Annotated in this window: 2 protein-coding genes (1 of these 2 only partly in view); both read left to right on the top strand. The window is 63.9% G+C overall.

Features of this window, described 5'->3' with window-relative positions; all coding sequences use genetic code 11:
• On the top strand, positions 1-12,486 hold the full coding sequence (locus BMY45_RS26150) for a non-ribosomal peptide synthetase (RefSeq protein WP_092403170.1): 12,486 nt from the start codon (positions 1-3) through the stop codon (positions 12,484-12,486).
• On the top strand, positions 12,486-24,437 hold the 5' portion of the coding sequence (locus BMY45_RS26155; protein WP_092403172.1) for a non-ribosomal peptide synthetase. The gene runs 1,578 nt beyond the window's last position; only the first 11,952 of its 13,530 coding nucleotides appear in the window; its start codon is at positions 12,486-12,488; its stop codon lies off the right edge, out of view. Before BMY45_RS26150 ends, BMY45_RS26155 begins: the two co-directional genes overlap by 1 nt.

Raw genomic sequence — 24,437 nt, forward strand, 5'->3', positions numbered from 1 at the left:
ATGAATGCTGAAGACGCCTTGAAATTTGCTCGCCGGTTTATCGGGTTGCCCCTGGACAAGCGCCGGATGTTCCTGGCGGCGCTGGCCAAGGAGGGCGTCGAGTTCAGCGGTTTCCCCATCCCCCAGGGCGTCGAAGCCGAAGATCGCCAAGCCTTGTCCTACGCCCAGCAGCGTATGTGGTTCCTCTGGCAACTGGAGCCCGGCAGCGCGGCCTACAACCTGCCGGGGGCGGTGCGGCTCAAGGGCGCGTTGAGCCTGACGGCGCTGGAGCAGGCCTTCGCCAGCCTCGTCGCACGTCACGAAACCCTGCGTACGGTGTTCCAGCGTCAGGCGGACGATAGCCTGTTGCAAGTGCCAACCTGCGCGCCGCTGGTGATCGAGCAACAGGATTTCAGTGCCTTGCCGGCCGCCGAGCGCGAGCGGGCGGTGGCCGAGGCGGCGCAGCAACAGTCACTGCTGCCCTTCGATCTGGCGGTCGGGCCGCTGCTGCGGGTGAAGTTGCTCAAGCTCGACGAGCAGGAACACGTGCTGTTGCTGACCTTGCACCACATCGTCTCCGACGGCTGGTCGATGAACGTGCTGATCGACGAATTCATCCGCTGCTACGACGCCCATGAAGCGGGACAGACGCCGCAACTCACGCCACTGCCGATCCAGTACAGCGACTACGCCCTGTGGCAGCGCCGCTGGCTCGAAGCGGGCGAGCAGGCGCGGCAACTCGAGTATTGGCAGGCGCAACTGGGCAGCGAGCATCCGGTGCTCGAACTGCCGACCGATCACTCGCGCCCGGCCATGCCGAGCTATCGCGGCAGCCGTCATGAGTTTGCCATCGACGCCGCTTTGGCGGAGCAACTGCGCAGCACCGCCCAGCAGCATGGCGTCACGCTGTTCATGCTGTTGCTCGGCGCGTTCAACGTGCTGTTGCATCGCTACAGCGGCCAGTCCGATATCCGCGTCGGTGTGCCGATCGCCAACCGCAATCGCGATGAAATCGAAGGCCTGATCGGCTTCTTCGTCAACACCCAGGTGCTGCGCACCGAACTCGACGGGCAGACGCGGGTTGCCGATTTATTGCGCGCAGTCAAAGAGACCGCGCTCGGTGCCCAGGCTCATCAGGACCTGCCATTCGAGCGCCTGGTCGAAGCCTTGAAGCTGGAACGCAGTCTCAGCCATACGCCGCTGTTCCAGGTGATGTACAACCATCAGCCGCACGTAGCCGACATCACCACGGTCAGCACCGCGTCCGGGCTGGAGCTTGGCATGCTCGACTGGCAGGGCCGTACCACCCAGTTCGACCTGACCCTGGACACCTACGAAAAGGCCGGCAAGCTGCATGCCGCGCTGACGTACGCCAACGACCTGTTCGAAGCACCAACCATCGCGCGCATGGCCCAGCATTGGTTGCGTTTGCTGGCGGCGATGGTCGCCGATCCGTCGCAACGCATCGGCGAATTGCCGCTGCTCGACGCCGATGAGCACAACACCCTGGTGCACGGTTGCAATGCCACGAGCCAACGCTATCCGAGCGACCGCTGCATGCATCAACTGATTGAAGCCCAAGTGGCGCGCACTCCGGATGCTCCGGCGTTGTTGTTTGGCGAACAAAGCCTGAGCTACGCCCAGCTCGATGCCCGCGCCAACTGCCTGGCCCATCTGCTGCGTGAGCGCGGTGTGCGGCCGGACACGCTGGTGGGGATCTGCGTCGAGCGTTCGGTGGAAATGGTGGTCGGCCTGCTGGCGATTCACAAGGCTGGCGGCGCCTATGTGCCGCTGGATCCGGAATACCCGCAGGATCGTCTGGCCTACATGATCGAAGACAGCGGGATCGCGTTGCTGCTGACCCAGCGCTCGCTGGCGGCGGGGCTGCCAACCGATGGCGTCACCGTGATTTTGCTCGATCAGCCGAGCGGCTGGCTCGACGGTTACAGCCAGCGTCGCCCCGAGGTGACGGTTGATCCGCTGAGTCTGGCCTATGTGATCTACACCTCCGGCTCCACGGGCAGACCCAAGGGCGCGGGCAACAGTCACGCGGCATTGGTCAACCGTGTGTGTTGGATGCAGCAGGCTTACGGCCTGGACGACAGCGATGCGGTGTTGCAAAAAACGCCGTTCAGCTTCGACGTGTCAGTGTGGGAATTCTTCTGGCCGCTGATGGCGGGTGCGTGTCTGGTGGTGGCCGCGCCGGGCGTGCACCGCGACCCGCAGCAACTGATCGAGATCATCAACCGTTACGGCATTAGCACGCTGCACTTCGTGCCGTCGATGCTGCAGGCGTTTATCCATGAGCCGGGCGTGGAAACCTGTGAAGGGCTAAGGCGCATCGTCTGCAGCGGCGAAGCCTTGCCGCTGGACGCGCAGAAACAGGTCTTCGCCAAACTGCCGAACGCCAGCCTCTACAACCTGTACGGGCCGACCGAAGCGGCCATCGACGTGACCCACTGGACGTGCGTCGACGAAGGTGCCGATTGCGTGCCGATCGGTCGGCCGATCGCCAACTTGCGCACCCACGTGCTCGACGCCCAATTGGCGCCGGTGCCGTACGGCGTGTCTGGCGAGTTGTACCTGGGCGGGGCGGGGTTGGCGCGCAGTTATCACCAGCGCCCGGCGCTGACCGCCGAGCGTTTTGTGCCGTGCCCCTTCCATGACGGCGCGCGCCTGTACCGCACCGGCGACCGGGTGCGCCAGCGTGCCGACGGGGTGATCGAATACCTTGGCCGCCTCGACCATCAGGTCAAGCTGCGTGGCCTGCGCATTGAACTGGGTGAAATCGAAACCCGCCTGATGCAGCACCCGCTGGTGCGCGAGGCGGTGGTGTTGGTGCAGGACGGCAAGCATCTGGTGGGTTATCTGGTGCTGGAACACACCCACCCGCACGAGCAGTGGCAGCAGGACGTCAAGGCCTGGCTGCTGGGCAGTCTGCCGGAATACATGGTGCCGACCTACCTGATGCCATTGGCCGGATTACCGGTCACCGCCAACGGCAAACTGGACCGCAAGGCCCTGCCGCAACCGGACGCGGCGCCGCAGCAGGCGTTCGTCGCGCCGCAGGATGCGCTGCAGATCGCGCTGGCTGAAATATGGCAGGACGTACTCGGGCTGGAGCGGGTCGGCCTCGAAGACAACTTCTTCGAGCTGGGCGGTGATTCGATCATCTCCATTCAAGTGGTGAGTCGTGCGCGACAGGTCGGTATCGGCATCAATCCGCGTGATCTGTTCCAGTACCAGACCGTGCGCAGCCTGGCCCTGGTCGCCAGCCTCGACCATCACAGTGCGGTGGATCAGGGGCCCATCACCGGCGCGGCCCTCCTCGGGCCGATCCAGCAGCAGTTTTTCTCGCGGCCGATGAACGCCCGTGAGCACTGGAACCAGTCGCTGCTGCTGACCGCTCGCGAGCCCTTGAATGGGCAATGGCTCGACGCGGCGCTGACCTGCGTGATCAATCATCACGATGCCCTGCGCCTGCGCTTTGTGCCTGGCGCGGACGGCTGGCAACAGAGCCACGGACCGCTGCGGCAAAGCGCTGATCTGTGGCTGCGCGAAGCCCAATCCGCCGAGCAATTGAATGCGCTGTGCGACGAGGCACAGCGCAGCCTCTCCCTGCAAGAAGGGCCGCTGTTGCGCGCCATGTTGGTGAATCTGGCCGACGGCAGCCAGCGGCTGGCGCTGGTCATCCATCATCTGGTGGTGGACGGCGTGTCGTGGCGGGTGTTGCTGGAAGATTTGCAGCAGGCTTACGAACAACTGGCGTCGGGTGGCGGCGTGACCTTGCCGGCCAAGACCAGTGCATTCCAGAGCTGGACCGCGCGTCTGAGCGCCGAAACGTCGCGCTTCGACGATCAGTTGGCCTATTGGAAAGCCCAGCATCTGGGCGCGCTGGATCTGCCGTGCGATCGGCCCCAAGGCAGCCTGGAAAATACCCACGGCGCGAAGATCGAATGGCGTCTGGATGCCGAACTGACCCGACAATTGCTGCAGCGGGCGCCTGCGGCGTATCGCACCCAGGTCAACGATCTGCTGCTGACCGCGCTGGCCCGCACCATCAGTCACTGGAGCGGGCAGCCGGACACGCTGATCGAACTGGAAGGTCATGGCCGTGAAGCGCTGTTCGAAGACATCGACCTGACCCGGACGGTGGGTTGGTTCACCAGCCTGTTCGCGGTGAAGCTGACGGCCAGCGACGATCTCGGCGGTTCGATCAAGGCGATCAAGGAACACCTGCGCGGCGTCCCGGACAAAGGCCTGGGTTATGGCGTGCTGCGTCATTTGGCGGCACCTTCGGTGCGCGCCGAATTGGTGGATCTGGCGCCCCCGCGCATCACGTTCAACTATCTCGGGCAGTTCGACCGCCAGTTCGATGAGGCGGCGTTGTTCGTGCCCTCCAGCGAAGGCAGCGGCGTCGCCCAGGATCCGACCGCACCACTGGCCAACTGGCTGACCGTGGAAGGTCAGGTCTATGGCGGCGAACTGGCGATGAGTTGGGGTTTCAGCCGTGAGATGTTCGACCGCGCGACCGTGCAGCAACTGGTCGATCGATACGCCATTGAGCTCAAGGCGCTGATCGAACATTGCGCCAACCTGGTCACGCCGCAAGCCACACCGTCGGATTTCCCGATGGCGTCTGTCACTCAGGCGCAACTCGACGGGCTGCCGGTGCCGGCCGGCCAGCTCGACGATCTCTATCCACTGTCGCCGATGCAGCAGGGGCTGTTGTTCCACACCCTCTACGAGCAGGCCGCCGGTGAGTACGTGAACCAGTTGCGGGTGGACGTGCAAGGCCTGGACACCGAGCGTTTCCGCGCCGCTTGGCAAGCCACCGTCGATGCGCAGGACATCTTGCGCAGCGGCTTCGTCTGGCAGGGGCAATTGCAGCAACCGCTGCAGATCGTCCACAAGAAGGTGCAATTGCCGTTCACGGTGCTGGACTGGCGCGAGCGTAGCGATCCGTCGCAGGCCCTTGCCGCGCTGGCCGATACCGAGCGCGCGCAAGGTTTCGATCTGAGCCAGGCGCCACTGTTGCGCCTGGTGCTGGTGCAGACCGGCGCCGGCCAATGGCATTTGATCTACACCTATCACCACATCTTGATGGACGGCTGGAGTAATTCGCAGCTGCTCGGTGAGGTGATGCAACGCTACAGCGGCCGCACGTCGGCCAGCGCCGTCGGGCGCTATCGCGATTACATCGCCTGGCTGCAACGTCAGGACGGGCAATTGAGCGAGGCGTTCTGGAGCGCTCAACTGGCGACTTTGCAGGAGCCGACCCGCTTGGCGCGAGTGATGTCCGCCAGCGAAATCCACAGCGGTCATGGCGATCACTTCCAGACCCTGGACGTGCAGCGCACCCAGGTTCTGGAACAGTTTGCCCGCCAGCAGAAAGTCACCCTCAATACCTTGGTGCAAGCGGCGTGGCTGTTGTTGCTGCAACGCTATACCGGTCACGACTGCGTCGCCTTTGGTGCCACCGTGGCCGGGCGTCCGGCGGACTTGCCGGGCATCGAGCGACAGGTCGGCCTGTTCATCAACACGTTGCCGGTGATCGCTGCGCCGCGCCCGGATCAGTCGGTCGGGGCCTGGCTGCAAGCGGTGCAGGCGCAGAACCTGAGCCTGCGCGATTTCGAACACACGCCGCTGGCCGACATCCAGCGCTGGGCCGGGCAGGGCGGCGAAGCGCTGTTCGACAACATCCTGGTGTTCGAGAACTACCCCATCGCCCAGGCCCTGCAAGAAGGCGCCGGGCAGGGCGTGGTGTTCGGTGAGGTCACACACCAGGAGCAAACCCATTACCCGTTGAGCGTTGCGGTGACCATTGGTCAGAGCCTGGCGCTGCACTACAGCTTCGACCGGGCGCATTTCAGCCCGGCGGCCATCGCCGGCATCAGCGAGCACCTGTTGCAACTGCTGGAACGCTTCGCCGAATCGGCGCTGCGCAACCTGGGGGAAATCGCCTTGGCCGGCGCCGAGGAACAGGCCCGGCAACAGGCGAACAACCACCCGCAGCCATACCCGACCGACATTGCCGTACACCAGCGCATCGCCCATCTGGCGGCGCTAAACCCGCACAGTACGGCGGTGATCTTTGACGGCCAGCGTTTCAGTTATGGCGACATCGAGCGGCGGGCCAACCAATTGGCCCACGCACTGATAACCCATGGTGTGGGCCCGGAAACCCGGGTCGGTGTGGCTTTGCCGCGCAGCGAAGGGGTGATTGTCGCGCTGCTGGCGGTGCTCAAGGCCGGCGGTGCGTATGTGCCGCTGGACACTGGCTATCCCCGTGAACGCCTGGCGTACCTGATCGAGGATTCAGGGCTGGCGTTGTTGCTCACCGACTCCCGGGTGTCGGCGCAGTTGCCGTTGGAAAGCGCCGCCCGGGTGCTGGAACTCGATCGCCTGGACCTGAGCCTGCAACCGGTGAGCACACCGTCCGTCCAGATCGACCCGCAGAACCTCGCTTACGTGATCTACACCTCCGGTTCCACCGGAAATCCCAAGGGTGTGAGTGTGGCCCATGGTCCGCTGGCGATGCACTGCCAGGCCATTGGCGAGCGCTATGAAATGCACAGCAGCGATTGCGAATTCCATTTCATGTCCTTCGCCTTCGACGGTGCCCATGAGCGCTGGCTCACCAGCCTGACCCACGGTGCCTCCTTGCTGATTCGCGATGACAGCCTGTGGACCCCGGAACAAACCTATAACGCCATGCGCGAGCACGCTGTGACGGTGGTGGCGTTCCCGCCGGTGTACCTGCAACAACTGGCCGAACACGCCGAGCGCGAAGGCAACCCGCCGAAGGTACGGATCTACTGCTTTGGCGGCGATGCGGTGGCCAGCGCCAGTTTCGAACGGGTCAAGCGCGCCCTGAATCCAGACTTCATCATCAACGGCTACGGCCCGACCGAAACCGTGGTCACGCCGCTGATCTGGAAAGCCGGCCGTGACGTGGTGTGTGGGGCCGCGTATGCGCCCATCGGCAGCCGCATTGGCGACCGCAGCGCCTACGTGCTGGACGCCGATCTGAACCTGCTGCCCCAAGGCATGGCCGGTGAGCTGTACCTGGGTGGCAGCGGTCTGGCCCGGGGTTACCTCAACCGTCCAGGCTTGACGGCCGAGCGGTTTATCGCCGACCCGTTCAGTGCGGGTGGTGGCTTGCTGTACCGCACCGGCGACCTGGTGCGCCAGCGCGCCGACGGCACGTTCGATTATCTGGACCGTATCGACAACCAGGTGAAGATTCGTGGTTTCCGTATCGAACTGGGAGAAGTCGAAGCCAGCCTGCAAGCCCTCGATGGCGTGCGTGAAGCAGTGGTGGTCGCCCAGGAAGGCAGTGCCGGCAGCGGCAAGCGTCTGGTGGCCTATGTGGTGGCCGATGAATCAATGGTCCCGCGTGCCGATTTCACCGAGCACCTGCGCGACCAACTCAAGGCCACCCTGCCGGCGCACATGGTCCCGGCCTATCTGCTGCTGCTCGAACGCCTGCCACTGACCCCCAACGGCAAGCTCGACCGCAAGAACCTGCCCAAGCCCGACGTCAGTCAATTGCGGCAAACCTACGTGGCACCGCGCAGCACATTGGAACAGCAACTGGTGTCGATCTGGCAGGATGTGCTCAAGCTCGAGCAAGTGGGGCTGCGGGACAACTTCTTCGAGCTGGGCGGCGATTCCATCGTCTCGATCCAGGTGGTCAGCCGCGCCCGGCAGGCCGGTATTCACTTCACCCCCAAAGACTTGTTCCAGCACCAGACCATCGAAGCGTTGGCGGTGGTGGCGCGTCTGGGTGAAACCACGCACGTCATCGATCAAGGCCCGGTGAGCGGTGCGCTGACCCTGTTGCCGGTGCAACGGCTGTTCTTCGAGCAGGCGATCCCTGAGCGTCAGCACTGGAACCAGGCGGTGCTGCTCAAGCCCACACACGCTCTGGATGCCCGTGTGCTGGCGCAAGCCTTGAGCGCGCTGGTGGTGCAGCACGATGGCCTGCGCTTGAGCTTCAGCGAACGCAGTGAGGGCTGGCAGGCCACTTACCGGTCCCCGGCCAGCCACTGCGCAGACCTGCTCTGGGCGGTGGATGTGCCTGACGCCCAGGCGCTGGATAACATTGCCAACCGCGCGCAACGCAGCCTGGACCTGCAAGACGGGCCACTGCTGCGGGCGGTGCTGGCGACGCTGGCCGATGGCAGCCAGCGGCTGTTGCTGGTGATCCATCACCTGGTGGTGGATGGCGTGTCGTGGCGGATTCTGTTCGACGATCTGCAAAGCGCCTACCGGCAACTGGCCGACGGCGCGATGCTGCAGTTGCCAGCGAAAACGACCTCGGCACAGGTCTGGGCCGAACGTCTGCAAGGTTATGCCCGCAGCGCGTCGTTGCAGGAAGAACTGGCCTACTGGCAGGCCCAACTGGAGGGTGTCGATGGGCGGTTGCCGATGGACAATCCCCAGGGCGGCCAGCAGAACCACCTCGCGCTGACGGTACGCACCCGGCTCGATGCTTCATTGACCCGCCAACTGCTGCAAGACGCGCCCAAGGCCTATCGCACCCAGGTCAATGATCTGCTGCTCACCGCTTTGGCCCGGGTCATGGTGCGCTGGACCGGCAGCGACAGCGCGTTGATCCAGCTCGAAGGCCATGGCCGCGAAGCGTTGTTCGATGATGTGGACCTGACCCGCACCGTCGGTTGGTTCACCAGCATGTACCCGGCCAGACTGACGCCGTCGACGGACCTGGGCAGCTCCCTCAAGCAGGTCAAGGAGCAGTTGCGCTCGATCCCCAACAAAGGCCTGGGTTTCGGTGCCTTGGCCCATCTGGCGGATAGCTCGACGCAGGCGATCCTTGCCCGGCTGCCGGTACCGCAGCTGACCTTCAATTACCTGGGGCAGTTCGATGCCAGCTTCAGCGAAGCGCAAGGTGCCTTGTTCGTGCCGGCCAGCGAAGGCGCCGGCGATGAATTGAGCGCCCAGGCACCGCTGTCCAACGTCCTGGCGCTTAACGGCCAAGTGTTTGGCGGCGAACTGAACCTAGGCTGGACCTTCAGCCGCGAGCAGTTCAACGAAGCCACCGTCCAGGCCCTGGCCGACGACTACGCCCGCGAGTTGCAAGGCTTGATCGAACATTGCTGCCACGGCGAGCATGGCGGCGTGACGCCGTCGGACTTCCCCCTGGCCCGCCTGAACCAGCAGCAACTCGATGGATTGCCGGTGGCGACGGCGCAGATCGCCGACCTGTATCCACTGTCGCCGATGCAACAAGGGATGCTGTTCCATAGCGTCTACGGCGACGCCACGGGCGACTACATCAACCAATTGCGCCTGGACGTTGAAGGGCTTGACCCGCAACGTTTCCGTCAAGCCTGGCAGGCAGCGGTGGACGCCCATGACATCCTGCGCACGCGGGTGGTCTGGCAGGGTGACCTGCCAGATCCGGTGCAGATCGTCAGCAAGCAATTGGACTTGCCTTACCACTTGCAGGATTTGCGGGACGCTGCGCAGCCTGATGAAACCTTGCAGGCTCTGGCCGAAGCCGAGCGCCGGCAGCTGGACCTGAGCGCGCCGGCCCTGTTGCGACTGCTGATCGTGCGTCTCGATGAGCAGCGCTATCAGTTGATCTACACCCACCATCACATCCTGATGGACGGCTGGAGCAATTCCCAGTTGCTGGGGGAGGTGTTGCAGCGCTACAGCGGCCAGAGCGTTTCGGTGCACGGCGGTCGTTACCGCGATTACATCGCCTGGCTGCAACGTCAGGATGGCGCCGCCAGCGAAGCGTTCTGGAGACCTGCGCTGCAGCGCCTGGAAACGCCGACGCGGCTGGCCGATGCCATTGCGAAGTCCGGGGAGGCTGACACGGGCTACGGCGATCATGTGCAGGTCCTGGACGAGACGCTGACCCGGCGCCTGGAAACGTTTGCCCGCGCCTCGAAAGTCACCGTCAACACGTTGGTGCAGGCGGCGTGGCTGCTGTTGTTGCAGCGTTACACCGGCAAAGACACCGTGGCCTTCGGCGCGACGGTGGCCGGTCGCCCGGCGGACTTGCCCGGTATCGAGCAGCAGATCGGTCTGTTCATCAACACCTTGCCGGTGATCGCCAGCCCCCGGGCCGAACAGTCCCTGGACAGCTGGTTGCAAGCCGTGCAAGGGCAAAACCTGGCGCTGCGCGAGTTCGAGCACACCGCGTTGCTGGATATCCAGCGCTGGGCCGGGCAGGGTGGTGAAGCGCTGTTCGACAGTTTGCTGGTGTTCGAGAACTATCCGATTTCCCAGGCCTTGGAGCAGGGCGCACCGGACGGTTTGCGCTTTGGTCCGCCGCTCACTCAGGAACAAACCAGCTATCCCTTGACGCTGTTGGTGGGGGTGGATCGGCAACTGTCGGTGCACATGAGCTACCAGCAGGCGAGTTTCTCGGCGGCCACCGTGGAACGGATGGCGGTCCATCTCGCTCAGTTGCTGGGACAGATGACCGGTGGCGGCGAGCGTTGCCTGGGTGAACTGTCGATGCTGGAGTTCGATGAGCATCAGCGCCTGACCCACGACTGGAACCCGGTTGATGCGCCCTTCGAGCAAGCGCTGTGCATCCACCAGATGATTGCTCGCCAGGCCGAGGCCGCCCCGGATGCCCTGGCGGTGACTTTCGCCAACACCCGTCTGAGCTACAGCGAACTCGATGGCCGCGCCAATCGCCTGGCTCACCAGCTCATCGAATTGGGCGTCGGCCCGGAAGTGCGCGTGGGCGTGGCGATGCCGCGCTCCGAGCAACTGCTGATCGCCTTGCTGGCGGTGCTCAAGGCCGGCGGCGCCTACGTGCCGCTGGACCCGGATTACCCGGCCGAGCGCGTGGCCTACATGCTCGACGACAGCCGCGCGCGGGTATTGCTGACTGAACAATCCGTGGCGGCGTCGCTGAGCGTGCCGGCCGAAACCGCTGTGCTGATGCTGGATCAGTTCGACCTGGCGCACTACCCATTGAGCGCACCGCACACAACGGTCATGCCAGACAACCTGGCCTACGTGATCTACACCTCCGGCTCCACCGGCCAACCCAAGGGCGTGGCGATTGCCCATCGCAATGTGCTGGCGCTGATCGACTGGTCCAGATCGGTCTACAGCCAGGACGACATCCAGGGCGTGCTCGCTTCGACTTCAGTGTGCTTCGACTTGTCGGTGTGGGAGCTGTTCGTGACCCTGGCCAACGGCGGTTCGCTGATCATCGCCCGCAATGCCCTGGAGCTGCCGCAACTGCCGGCCCGCGATCAGGTACGGCTGATCAACAGCGTGCCGTCGGCCGTCGCCGCGTTGCAGCGCAGCGGTGAGATTCCGGCCAGCGTGCGCATCATCAACCTGGCGGGTGAGCCGCTGAAGCAGAGCCTGGTGGATGAGTTGTATCAGCATCCTCCCCAGCCTGTAGGAGTAACGCCTGTGGGAGCAAAGCTTGCTCGCGATGGCGTCCTATCGGCTGACTTGTGCGTGACTGACTCACCGCTATCGCGAGCAAGCTTTGCTCCCACAGGCCTGCTCCCACAGTTGGCAGGGATTGAGCATGTCTACGACCTCTATGGCCCCTCGGAAGACACCACCTATTCGACCTGGACCCGCCGCACCGCTGGCGGCACGGCGAACATCGGCCGGCCGCTCAAGCACACCGCCAGCTACCTGCTGGGCGCCGACCTGCAACCCGTCCCCCAAGGTGTGTCGGCCGAGCTGTACCTGAGCGGCGCGGGCATCACCCGTGGCTACCTCGGGCGGGCGGCGATGACCGCCGAGAAGTACGTGCCCAACCCGTTTTCCACCACCGGCGAACGTCTATACCGCACGGGTGACTTGAGCCGTTATCGCACCGATGGCGTGCTCGAGTATCAGGGTCGCATCGACCATCAGGTGAAGATCCGCGGTTTCCGTATCGAGCTGGGAGAGATCGAGGCGCGACTGCTGCAACAGCCCCAGGTGCGTGAAGTGGCGGTGCTGGCCCAGGACGTGTCGGGCGGCCAGCAATTAGTGGCCTACGTGGTCGCGCCGTCCCTGAACCTGGAGGGCGCCGAGGAGCAACGCGCACTGCGCGATGAACTCAAGGCCAGGCTCAAGGAACACCTGCCCGACTACATGATTCCGACCCATCTGCTGTTCCTCGATCAATTGCCGCTGACCCCCAACGGCAAGCTCGACCGCAAGGCCCTGCCGGCTGTGGACACCGGTCTGTTGCAGGCCGGTTATGTCGCGCCCGTCACTGAGCTTGAGCAGCAGGTCGCGGCGATCTGGGCACAGGTGCTCACGGTGCAGCGTGTGGGCCTGAACGATCACTTTTTCGAGCTGGGCGGGCATTCGCTGCTGGCGGTCAATGCCGTCTCGCGCATGGCGCTCGAACTGGGCTTGACCCTGACCCCACAACTGATTTTCCAGCACCCCGTCCTGAGGGATTTTGTCGCGCAACTGGACACCGGGGACGCGCCAATCAATGAACAGAAACTCAGCAAGCTGCAAACCCTGCTTGATGAAATGGAGGAAGTCTGATGGACAAGAGTGTTGCTTTGACGATTGCCAAGCGCTTTATCACTCTGCCGCTGGACAAACGTAAGCTGTACCTGGAGAAGATGCTCGAAGAGGGTGTTTCGCCGGCCAATCTGCCGATTCCCGAGGTGCGTCTGGGGTTCGAACACATCCGGCTCTCCTATGCCCAGGAACGTCAATGGTTCCTCTGGCAGATGGATCCCCACAGTTCGGCTTACCACATCCCCAGTGCCCTGCGCCTCAAGGGGCAACTGGACGTGCCGGCCCTGGAGCGCAGCTTCAACGCACTGCTCGAGCGCCACGAGAGCCTGCGCACCACTTTCATCGAGAACGGCGAGCAAGCCGTGCAGGTCATTCACCCGAACATGCCGCTGTGCATCGCGGTCCATGCCTTGACTGCCAGTCCGTTGGCCAGCCTGGACGACGACATCAAGGCGTTCGTCGAGGCTGAAACTGCACGCCCGTTCGATTTGCGCCAGGGGCCGTTGCTGCGGGTTTCGCTGTTGAAAATCGCCGAGGATGACCACGTGCTGGCGTTGATCCAGCATCACATCATTGCCGATGGCTGGTCGATGCAGGTGCTGGTGGATGAACTGGTGCGGCACTACGCGGCCGACACCGCCGGCCAGCCGTTGGCGTTGCCAGCGCTGAGCGTGCAATACGCCGACTATGCGATCTGGCAGCGTCACTGGCTCGAGGCCGGTGAGCGTGAGCGGCAGTTGGCCTACTGGGTGCAGACCCTGGGCGACGAACAACCGGTATTGGAGTTGCCCCTCGATCATCCGCGCCCGCCCGTGCAGAGCTTTCGCGGTGCGCGCCTGGACCTGAACCTGCCGCCGGAACTGGGCGCGGCGCTCAAGCAGTTGGCCCAGCGCGAAGGCGCCAGTCTGTTCATGGTCTTGCTGGCCTCGTTCCAGGCTTTGCTGCATCGCTACAGCGGCCAGCCGCAGATTCGCGTCGGCGTGCCGGTGGCTAACCGCAATCGGGTCGAGACCGAGGGCCTGATCGGCTTTTTCGTCAACACCCAGGTGCTCAATGCCCATGTGGATGGACAACTGCCGTTCGACCGTTTGCTCGCGCAGGTCAAGCAGTCGGCCATGGCGGCCCAGGCTCATCAGGACTTGCCGTTCGAGCAGTTGATCGAGGCCCTGCAACCTGAACGCAGCCTCAGCCACAGCCCGATCTTCCAGGTCATGTTCAACCACCAGACCGCCAGCGACACCCAGAATCGACAACTGCAACTGCCGCACTTGAGCGTCGAAGACCTGGTGTGGGAAGGGCGCACCGCCCAGTTCGATCTGACCCTGGGCACTTATGAAACCGGGCAGGGTGTCGCGGCGGAGCTGACTTACGCCACCGACCTGTTCGAACCGCAGACGATTGAACGACTGGCCCGCCACTGGCAAAACCTGTTGCAGGGCATCGTCGATGCGCCGCAGCAGCGCATCGGTGAGTTGCCGCTGCTCGACACCGCCCAGCAGCGCCTCACGCAGCAAGACTGGCACCGTGTGGTCGACCATGGCAGCGACGCCCTGTGCGTGCACCAGCGCATCGCCGAACAGGCGCGCAACACGCCCGATGCACTGGCGTTGACCATTGATGAACAGGCCTTGGGCTACGGGCAACTGGACGCACGCGCCAACCAGCTCGCCCACCACCTGATTGCCCTGGGCGTGACGCCGGATCAGCCGGTGGGCATCGCGGTGCAGCGCAGCGCCGAGATGATCGTCGGCCTGCTGGCGATTCTCAAGGCCGGCGGCGCTTATGTGCCGCTGGACCCGGCGTACCCCGAGGATCGCCTGGCCTACATGATCCAGGACAGCGGCATCGAGTTGCTGCTGACTCAGGCCCCTTTGCAAGCTCAACTGCCGATCCCAGCGACCCTCCAGACCCTGTTGCTGGACCAGCCGGACGCCGCTTGGCTCGATGCATCGCGCACTTGTCCGGCGGTGCCCTTGACCGCCGAGCACCTGGCCTACGTCATCTACACCTCCGGCTCCACCGGCAAACCCAAGGGCGTGATGGTGCGTCATGGGGCGCTGAGCAATTTCGTCACCAGCATGATCGCCCGGCCCGGCATCACGGCCAGCGATCGCATGCTGTCGCTGACGACGTTTTCCTTCGACATTTTTGGCCTGGAAATCTACGGGCCGTTGTCGGCCGGCGCCAGCGTGGTGCTGACCGGCCAGGACGTGCATCAGGATCCACAAGCGGTGTTGGCGCTGATCGAACAACACGATGTGACGGTGTTGCAAGCCACGCCTTCGAGCTGGCGCATGTTGCTCGATCATGAGCACTCGGCGTTGCTGGCCGGTCGCACGTTCCTCTGTGGCGGCGAGGCGTTGCCCCTGGAGTTGGCGCAACGACTGCTGGCGCTCTCGCCGAAGGTCTGGAATCTCTATGGCCCGACCGAAACCACGATCTGGTCGGCGGTGCATCCGCTGAGTCTGGAAAGCAGCCGTCCGTTCCTGGGCAAGCCGCTGGACAACACGGCCCTATACATCGTGGGCAGTGACCTGACGCTCAACCCTGCGGGCGCGCCGGGTGAGTTGCTGATTGGCGGCGACGGGCTGGCCCGCGGCTACTTTCAACGTCCGGCGTTGACCGCCGAACGTTTTGTACCGGACCCGTTCTCCACCTGCGGCGAGCGGCTGTACCGCACCGGCGACCTGACCCGTTATCGGGCCGAAGGCGTGGTCGAGTACCTCGGGCGCATCGACCATCAGGTCAAGATCCGCGGCTTGCGCATCGAGCTGGGGGAAATCGAAGCGGCGTTGCTGGCCCAGGACAGTGTGCGGGAAACCGTGGTGGTGGCCCATGAAGCCCCGACCGGTGCACAACTGGTGGGTTACGTGGTGCCCGCGACCGGTGAAGTAGCGGACGAGTCTTCGTTACGCGCTTCGCTCAAGGCCGCGCTCAAGGCGCAATTGCCCGAGTACATGGTTCCGGCACATCTGGTGTTCCTGGCACAACTGCCGCTGACGCCCAATGGCAAGGTCGATCGCAAGGCGTTGCCGGCGCCCGATGTTGGCGACGTGCAACGGCTTTACGTGGCACCCCGCAATCAGCGTGAGCAACAGGTGGCAGCGATCTGGCAGGAGGTGCTCAAGCTTGAACGAGTAGGGCTGGAGGACAACTTCTTCGAGTTGGGCGGACACTCGCTGCTGGTCACCCAGGTGGTGTCTCGGGTCCGTCGAGCGTTGGATATCGAAGTGCCGCTGCGTAGCCTGTTCGAACACAGCACGTTGCAGGACTTTGTCAATGGCCTCGACGCCGGCCAAGGCGAACAGGCGCCTGCGATGGTGTCGGTGTCGCGTGACGCACCGCTGCCGCTGTCGTTTGCCCAGGAACGCCAGTGGTTCCTGTGGAAAATGGACCCCGACAGCGCCGCCTACAATATTCCGACCGCGCTGCGGATACGCGGTGCGCTGGACAAAATCGCCCTGCGTCACAGCTTTGAAGCGCTGCTGGCACGTCACGAAAGCTTGCGCACGGCGTTCGTCGAGGACGATGGCCGCACCTGCCAGGTGATTCGCCCGCAGGGGCAGGTCCACTTCGTCGAGCACCGCCTGGCAGTGGCGGACGAGGCCAGTATTCAGGCGTTCCTCGAGCAGCAGACGCAACGCCCGTTCGATTTGCTGAGCGAGGCGCTGTTGCGCGTGGCGCTGCTGGAGCTGAGTGAGCAGGAGCACCTGCTGGTCCTGACTGTGCATCACATCGTTGCCGACGCCTGGTCGTTGCAGGTGATGGTCGATGACCTGATGAGCCTGTATTCGGCTTTCATTCAGGAGCAGCCCGCGCAGTTGCCGCCTCTGGCGGTGCAATACGCCGACTTTGCCGTCTGGCAGCGGCAATGGATGGCCGCCGGCGAACAGGAGCGACAACTGGCGTACTGGACCGGGCAACTGGGCAGCGAGCAACCGCTGTTGGCGCTGCCCACAGACCATCCGCGCCCGGCGCAGCAAAGCCTGCGCGGCGCGCGTATGCCGATTGTGCTGGATCGCGCGTTGAGCGATGCTCTCAAGGCCTTGGCCCGACGGGAAAACGTCACGCTGTTCGTGTTGTTGCTCGGTTCTTTTCAGGCGCTGCTACATCGCTACAGCGGTCAGGCCGACATCCGCGTCGGAGTGCCGATTGCCAACCGTCAACGCCTGGAAACCGAGCGGTTGATCGGTTTCTTCGTCAATACCCAGGTGCTGCGGGCCGAGTTCCACAGCGATCTGACCGGTGCCGGTTTGTTGCAACAGCTCAAGCAGACGGCCATGGCGGCGCAAATGCATCAGGACCTGCCGTTCGAGCAATTGGTCGATGCCTTGCAACCGCAGCGCAACCTGAGCCACAGCCCGTTGTTCCAGGCCATGTTCAACCATCGCAACGAAACCGGTGCGACACTGGCCCATGCCTTGCCGGGCTTGGCGGTCGAACCGTTTGGCTGGGCGCAGCGCACCGCACAATTCGACCTGAGCCTGGATACCACCGACAGCCCGCAAGGGTTGCACGCCGCCCTGACCTACGCCACGGATCTGTTCGAGCCGGCCACCGTCGAGCGCATGGGCCGGCATTGGCTCAACCTGTTGCGAGGCCTGGTGCAGGACCTGCATCGCCCCGTTGCGCAGTGGGCGCTACTGGACGATGACGAACGGCGGCGGATGCTGGTCGACTGGAACGCAACGACGGCCCAATATCCCCTCGATCGCAGCGTGCACGGGCTGATCGAAGAACAGGTGCGGCGAACCCCGGATGCGCCGGCACTGGTTTTCGGCGAGCACCGTCTGACCTATGCCCAGCTCAACGCCCGGGCCAATCGGTTGGCTCACCGGCTAATCGAGCTGGGCGTCGGTCCGGATGTGCTGGTGGGCATCGCCGTGGAACGTTCCGTGGAAATGGTCCTGGGGTTGCTGGCGATTCTCAAGGCCGGCGGTGCCTATGTGCCGCTGGACCCGGAATATCCACGGGAGCGCCTGGCCCACATGTTCGACGACAGCGGCATCGGTTTGCTGCTGACCCAGAACCACTTGCTTGAACAATTGCCGATCCCGCAGGGGCTGCGCAGCCTGGTGCTGGATCTGCCCGATGACGAGCTGCAAGCAGGCCGCGACGCCAATCCGCAGGTCAAACTCGACGGGGAGAACCTGGCGTATGTGATCTACACCTCGGGTTCCACCGGCAAGCCCAAGGGCGCGGGCAATCGTCATTCGGCGTTGGTCAACCGGCTGTGTTGGATGCAGGACGCGTATCGGCTGGAGGCGAACGACAGCGTGCTGCAAAAAACGCCGTTCAGTTTCGACGTGTCGGTCTGGGAGTTTTTCTGGCCACTGCTGACCGGCTCGACGTTGGTGGTGGCCGCGCCGGGCGCTCATCGCGACCCGACGCAACTGATCGAACTGATCACGGCGCAGCGCATCACCACGCTGCACTTCGTGCCGTCGATGTTGCAGGCTTTTCTGCAAGACCCACACGTGGCCGAATGCACCAGCCTGAAACGCATCGTGTGCAGCGGTGAAGCCTTGCCGGTGGATGCGCAGCAGCAGGTGTTCGCCAAACTGCCGAACGCCGGCCTGTACAACCTCTACGGTCCGACCGAGGCGGCCATCGACGTGACCCATTGGACCTGTGTCGAGGAGGGGCGCGACAGCGTGCCGATCGGTCAACCGATTGCCAACCTGGGCACCTGCATCCTCGATGATGAACTGTCGCCGGTGCCAGTGGGGGTAATCGGCGAGCTGTACCTGGCGGGCGAGGGCCTGGCCCGTGGTTACCATCGACGCGCGGCGCTGACGGCCGAGCGGTTCGTGACCGGTCCCTTCGGCCATGGTCAGCGGCTGTATCGCACCGGTGACCTGGCGCGATACCGCGCCGATGGCGTGATCGAATACGCCGGGCGGATGGATCATCAGGTGAAGATCCGTGGCCTGCGCATCGAGTTGGGTGAAATTGAAGCGCGCCTGGCCGAGCACGACGACGTGCGCGAAGCCGTTGTCATCGCTCAGGACGGGACCTTGCTGGTGGCCTACGTGGTGCCGGCGTGCGCCGAGTTGCTGGCCGCCGAAGACATCGCTCGCCAGACATTGCAAGGCCGTCTCAAGGAGCATTTGAGCCAGGCCTTGCCCGACTACATGGTGCCGCAGCACTGGTTGTGGCTGGAAAAAATGCCTGTCAGCCCCAATGGCAAACTGGAGCGCAAAGCCCTGCCCAAAGCCGATATCACTGTCAGCCCCAAGGCATACGCCGCACCGGTCACCGCCATCGAACAGGCCTTGGCCAGTATCTGGCAAAGCGTGCTCGGGCGCGGGAAAGTGGGGATCAGTGACAACTTCTTCGAGCTGGGGGGCGATTCGATTGTCTCCATCCAGATGGTCAGCCGGGCCCGTCAGGCAGGCATCCATTTCAGCCCCAAAGATCTGTTCATACACCAGACCATCCAGGGCCTGGCCAGCGTGGCGACCCTGGGTGACAGCGGGTTGACTATCGATCAGGGGCCGGTGACGGGAGAGACGCTGCTGCTGCCGTTCCAGCAATGGTTTTTCGACCAGCCCATGGCTGAGCCTCATCACTGGAACCAGTCGGTGCTGCTCAAGGGGCTGCGGCCGGTACACGCCGGGCATCTGGAGCAGGCGTTGCAAGCATTGGTTGCCCATCACGATGCCTTGCGCCTGGCCTTCAGGCGTGAGGACGACGCGTGGACCGCTCGCCACCAAACACTCGCCGAACAGCAGGCGGTTTGGCGCCGCTCACCGCTGTTGTGGACCGCTGAGGTGGCAGATGCCCCGGCGCTGGAGCGCTTGGCCGAACAAGCCCAGCGCAGCCTGGACCTGGAAAACGGCGCGTTGTTGCGCGGTGTCCTGGCGAACCTGGCCGATGGTAGTCAACGGCTGTTGTTGGTGATCCATCACCTGGTGGTGGATGGGGTGTCCTGGCGCATTCTGCTGGAAGACGTGCAACAGGCTTATGAACAATTGCAGGCCGGTCAGGCGCCGAAACTGCCGGCCAAGACCAGTGCCACCCAGGCCTGGGCACAACGCTTGAAAACCCATGCAGGCAGTGCAGCGCTCAACACCCAGAGGGCGTACTGGCAAGGGCAACTTGAGGGCGCTCGCAACGATTTGCCCTGTGACCGGCCGCAGGGCGAACTGCGCAGGTGCCATGGGGCGCAGGTCCAGACGCGTCTGGATAAAAACCAGACCCGCCAACTCTTGCAGCAAGCGCCAGCGGCCTATCGCACCCAGGTCAACGATTTGCTCTTGACGGCCCTGGCCCGAGTGATCGGTCGGTGGACCGGGGATGCCTCGACCTTGATTCAGTTGGAGGGCCATGGCCGCGAGGCTCTGTTCGACGGCCTGGATTTGAGCCGCAGCGTCGGCTGGTTCACCAGTTTGTTTCCAATCCGGTTGACACCGGCCGCGACCACCGAGGATTCGATCAAGGCCATCAAGGAGCAATTGCGCGCGATACCCGACAAGGGCCTCGGATTCGCCGTGCTGCGCTACTTGGGGGATGAGCAGACGCGGCGTACCCTTCAGGCGTTGCCGGTGCCACGGATCACCTTCAACTATCTGGGCCAGTTCGACAGCGGATTTGCGGATGACGCCGCCGGGCTGTTTATCCCGGCCAGCGAATCGGCGGGCACGCCACAGAGCCCGCTGGCGCCACTGGACAATTGGCTGACGCTCAATGGCAGCGTCTACGCGGGTGAGTTGAGCATCGACTGGACATTCAGCACGCAGATGTTCGATGAGTCGACGATCCAGGCGCTGGCCCTGGATTACGCTCAGGAGCTGCAGGCGTTGATCGAGCACTGCTGCCAGACCCGGCATCAGGGCTTCACACCGTCGGACTTCCCGCTGGCCGGGTTGACCCAGGCCCAGCTGGACGCGTTGCCGCTGGCTGCGCGGCAGATCGAAGACATCTATCCGTTGTCGCCCATGCAGCAAGGCATGCTGTTCCATACGCTGTATGAGCAACAGGCTGGCAATTACATCAATCAACTGCGTGTAGATGTTGCAGGCTTGGATGTCGAGCGCTTCCGTCAGGCCTGGCAGGCGGCCATGGACGCCCATGAAGTGCTGCGCAGCAGTTTCGTCTGGGACGGCGATTTCAAGCGGGCGCTGCAGGTGGTACATAAACAGAGGGAGGTTGCGTTCCTGTTCCACGATGGGGGCGCCGTAGCGAATCCATCCCTGGACCTGGACGCCCTGGCGTTGGCGCAGCGCCAGCAGGGTTTCGAGCTGGATGCGGCGCCGCTGTTGCGCTTGCTGGTGGCGCGCGTGGCGGAGGACCGCTATCACCTGATCTACACCAGCCATCACATCCTGATGGACGGCTGGAGCAACTCGCAGTTGCTCGGTGAAGTGCTGCAGCGCTACAGCGGCCAGACACCGGCCCGACCGTCTGGACGTTACCGGGACTACATCGACTGGTTGTCGCTTCAGAACCCACAGGCCAGCGAGCAATTCTGGACGGCACAACTGGCCGAACTGGACGAGCCGACCCACCTTGCGGGGGCCTTTGCCCGGGACCATCGCGGCGAGGCAAGCGCCGGCCACGGCGAATATGAGCAGGTGCTCGATACCCATGCCACGGCCCGGCTGCATGCCTTTGCCCGCGAGCAGAAAGTGACGGTCAACACACTGGTGCAAGCGGCCTGGCAGTTATTGCTGCAACGTTGCACCGGGCAGTCGGTGGTTGCCTTTGGCGCCACCGTGGCCGGACGTCCCGCACATATCCCCGGCGTGGAACAACAGATCGGTCTGTTCATCAACACCTTGCCGCTGGTGGGCAGCCCGCGGGCGGAGCAGAGCATCGGCCAGTGGTTGCAAGAGGTCCAGGGGCGAAACCTGAGCCTGCGCGAGCACGAACACACGCCGCTGTTCGACATCCAGCGCTGGGCCGGGCAGGGTGGTGCGGCGCTGTTCGACACGTTGCTGGTGTTCGAGAACTATCCAGTGTCCCAGGCGTTGCAGCAGGGCGCCCCGGACACGTTGCGCTTCGGTGAAGTCGCCAATCATGAACAAACCAACTATCCACTGACCCTGGCGGTGAACCTGGGTGACACGCTGTCGTTGCTCTTGAGCTACAACCACGCCAGCTTCGCGCCAGACGACATTGTCGGTATCGGCCAGTCCCTGCGTTATCTCCTGGAACAGATGGTGCTTGGCGGCGAGCGCTCGGTGGGGCAACTGTCGTTGCTCGATGCAGGACAGCAACGGGTTCAGCAGGCGTGGAACGCCACCGCGACGCCGTACCCGCTCGATTGCAGCGTGCAGCGACTGATTGAAGCGCAGGTGGCCAAGACGCCTGATGCGTGTGCCCTGGTATTTGCCGGGCAACGGCTGAGCTATGCGGCCCTCAATGCCCAGGCCAACCAACTGGCCTATGTACTGATGGAGCAAGGCGTCGGGCCGGAAGTGTTGGTGGGCATCGCCATGGAGCGTTCAGTGGAAATGGTGGTCGGCCTGCTGGCGATCCTCAAGGCCGGTGGCGCCTACGTACCGCTGGACCCTGAGTATCCACAGGAGCGCCTGGCCTATATGTTCGAAGACAGCGGCATTGGCTTGTTGCTGACCCAGCGCCACTTGCTTGAACAATTACCGCTGCCGGCGGGCCTGCGCAGCCTGGTGCTGGATCAGCCGGGCGACTGGCTGGCTGGCCGCAGCGAGGCCAATCCGGTGGTCGAGCTCAGCGGCGAAAACCTGGCCTATGTGATCTACACCTCCGGTTCCACCGGCAAACCCAAAGGTGCGGGCAACCGGCATTCGGCCCTGGTCAATCGGTTGTGCTGGATGCAGGACGCCTATCAGCTGGACGCGAGTGACCGTGTGCTGCAAAAAACACCGTTCAGTTTCGACGTATCGGTCTGGGAGTTTTTCTGGCCATTGCTGACCGGTTCGACCCTGGTGATGGCGCCACCGGGTGCCCACCGCGATCCGGAGCAACTGGTCGAGCTGATTACCTCGCAGCAGATCACCACCTTGCACTTCGTGCCTTCGATGTTGCAGGCGTTCATGCAAGATCCCGCAGTCGGCGGCTGCCAGAGCCTGACGCGGATCATTTGCAGCGGTGAAGCCTTGCCGGTGGATGCTCAATTGCAGGTGTTCGCCAAGTTGCCGGCGGCCGGCCTGTACAACCTGTACGGCCCCACCGAAGCGGCCATCGACGTGACCCATTGGACGTGCGTGGACGAGGGCCGCGACGCGGTGCCGATCGGTCAGCCGATTGCCAACCTGAGTATGTTTATCCTCGACCACAACCTTTCGCCGTTGCCGGTGGGGGTGACGGGCGAGTTGTACTTGGGCGGTGAAGGCCTGGCTCGCGGTTACCATGCTCGCCCGTCGCTGACGGCCGAGCGCTTCGTCACCAGCCCGTTCGGTGACGGTACGCGCCTGTACCGGACCGGCGATTTGGCGCGCTACCGTGCCGACGGTGTCATCGAGTACGCCGGGCGCATGGACCACCAGGTGAAAATCCGTGGCCTGCGCATCGAGTTGGGGGAGATCGAGGCGCGGCTGGCCGAGCATGCGCAGGTCCGCGAAACCGTAGTGATCGCCCAGGACGGTGCGGTGCTGGTGGGCTATGTGGTGCCACAACGCCAGGCGCTGTTGAGTGCCGAAGACGACATCCGCCACGAATTCGAGCAGGCATTGAAGGCCCACTTGAGCCAGCATCTGCCGGACTACATGGTCCCGCAGCACTGGGTATTGGTGGAGCGCATGCCGGTGAGCCCGAACGGCAAACTGGAACGCAAGGCGCTGCCTCGGTTCGACGCCAGCCAGTCGCAGCAAGGCTTCGTGGCACCTGAGGGTGAGCTGGAGCAACAGATTGCCGGTGTCTGGCAAGAGGTGCTGGAGCTGGAACAGGTCGGTCGCAACGATCACTTCTTCGAGCGCGGGGGGCACTCATTGCTGGCGACCCAGGCCGTTTCACGCTTGCGCAAGCTGACCGGCTATCCGCTGAGTCTGCGTGACCTGTTCAATCATCCGCAGCTCAAGGCGCTGGCGACGCTGATGGCCGGCACCACCGATGGGCCGGTCCGGGCGGGCGATTCCCGTGAGGTGCGGCTCCAGGCCCATGGGCCACGACGTTCCGCGCCGCTGTCGTTGGTGCAGCGACGTTTGTGGGTCGCCGAACAATTGTCCGGCGGCACTTCGGCGTATGGCATGCCCATGGCGCTGCGCCTGTGCGGCGAGTTGTCGGTGGAGCGTCTGATGAGCAGCTTTGCCGACGTGGTACGCCGTCATGACGTATTGCGCACTGCGTATCGCCAAAACGAAGAAGGGGATCCGGTGGCGCTGATTGCCGATGAGGTCCGACTGGACTTCCCGGTGATCGACCTGTCTGGTCTGTCGCCCAGTGCCCGGCAGGAACAGGTGGCCCAGGCGACGCTGGAAAATGCCCGCACCCCGATCGATCTGGAGCAGGCACCGCTGCTGCGCGGGCGGATCCTGCACCTGGGGCCGACTGAACATGTGTTGCTGTACGCCATGCATCACATCATCTCCGATGGCTGGTCGATGGGGTTGTTGATCAACGAACTGGTGCAGGTCTACGAAGCATCCCTCACGAGTGAAACGATGCCGCTGGCGCCCCTGGAGATTCAGTACCATGACTTCGCCTTGTGGCAGCAGGCGCTGGAAGAGCAGGGCGTATTGGCGCGTCAGGCCGACTACTGGAAACATCGGCTCAGTGGCTATGAGGGGCGCCTGAACCTGCCGCTGGCAAGTCCTCGGGGCCAGACCGCCTCCTATGACGGTGATGCGCTGCAGTTCCAGCTTCCTACCGGGCTGACCGGAGCCTTGCGCCGGCTGTCCAGTGAAGCCGGGGTGACGCTGTACAGCACGCTGCTGGCGTCCTTCCAGGTGTTGCTGCATCGGCTCTGCGCTGCGCAAGACCTGGTGGTTGGCGCCGACGTGGCGGGTCGTGAACAGCCGGAGCTGGAGCGGCTGATCGGTTTCTTCGTC

The organism is Pseudomonas sp. NFACC39-1 (assembly GCF_900110355.1).
In the GTDB taxonomy this organism is placed as follows: Bacteria; Pseudomonadota; Gammaproteobacteria; order Pseudomonadales; family Pseudomonadaceae; genus Aquipseudomonas; species Aquipseudomonas tehranensis.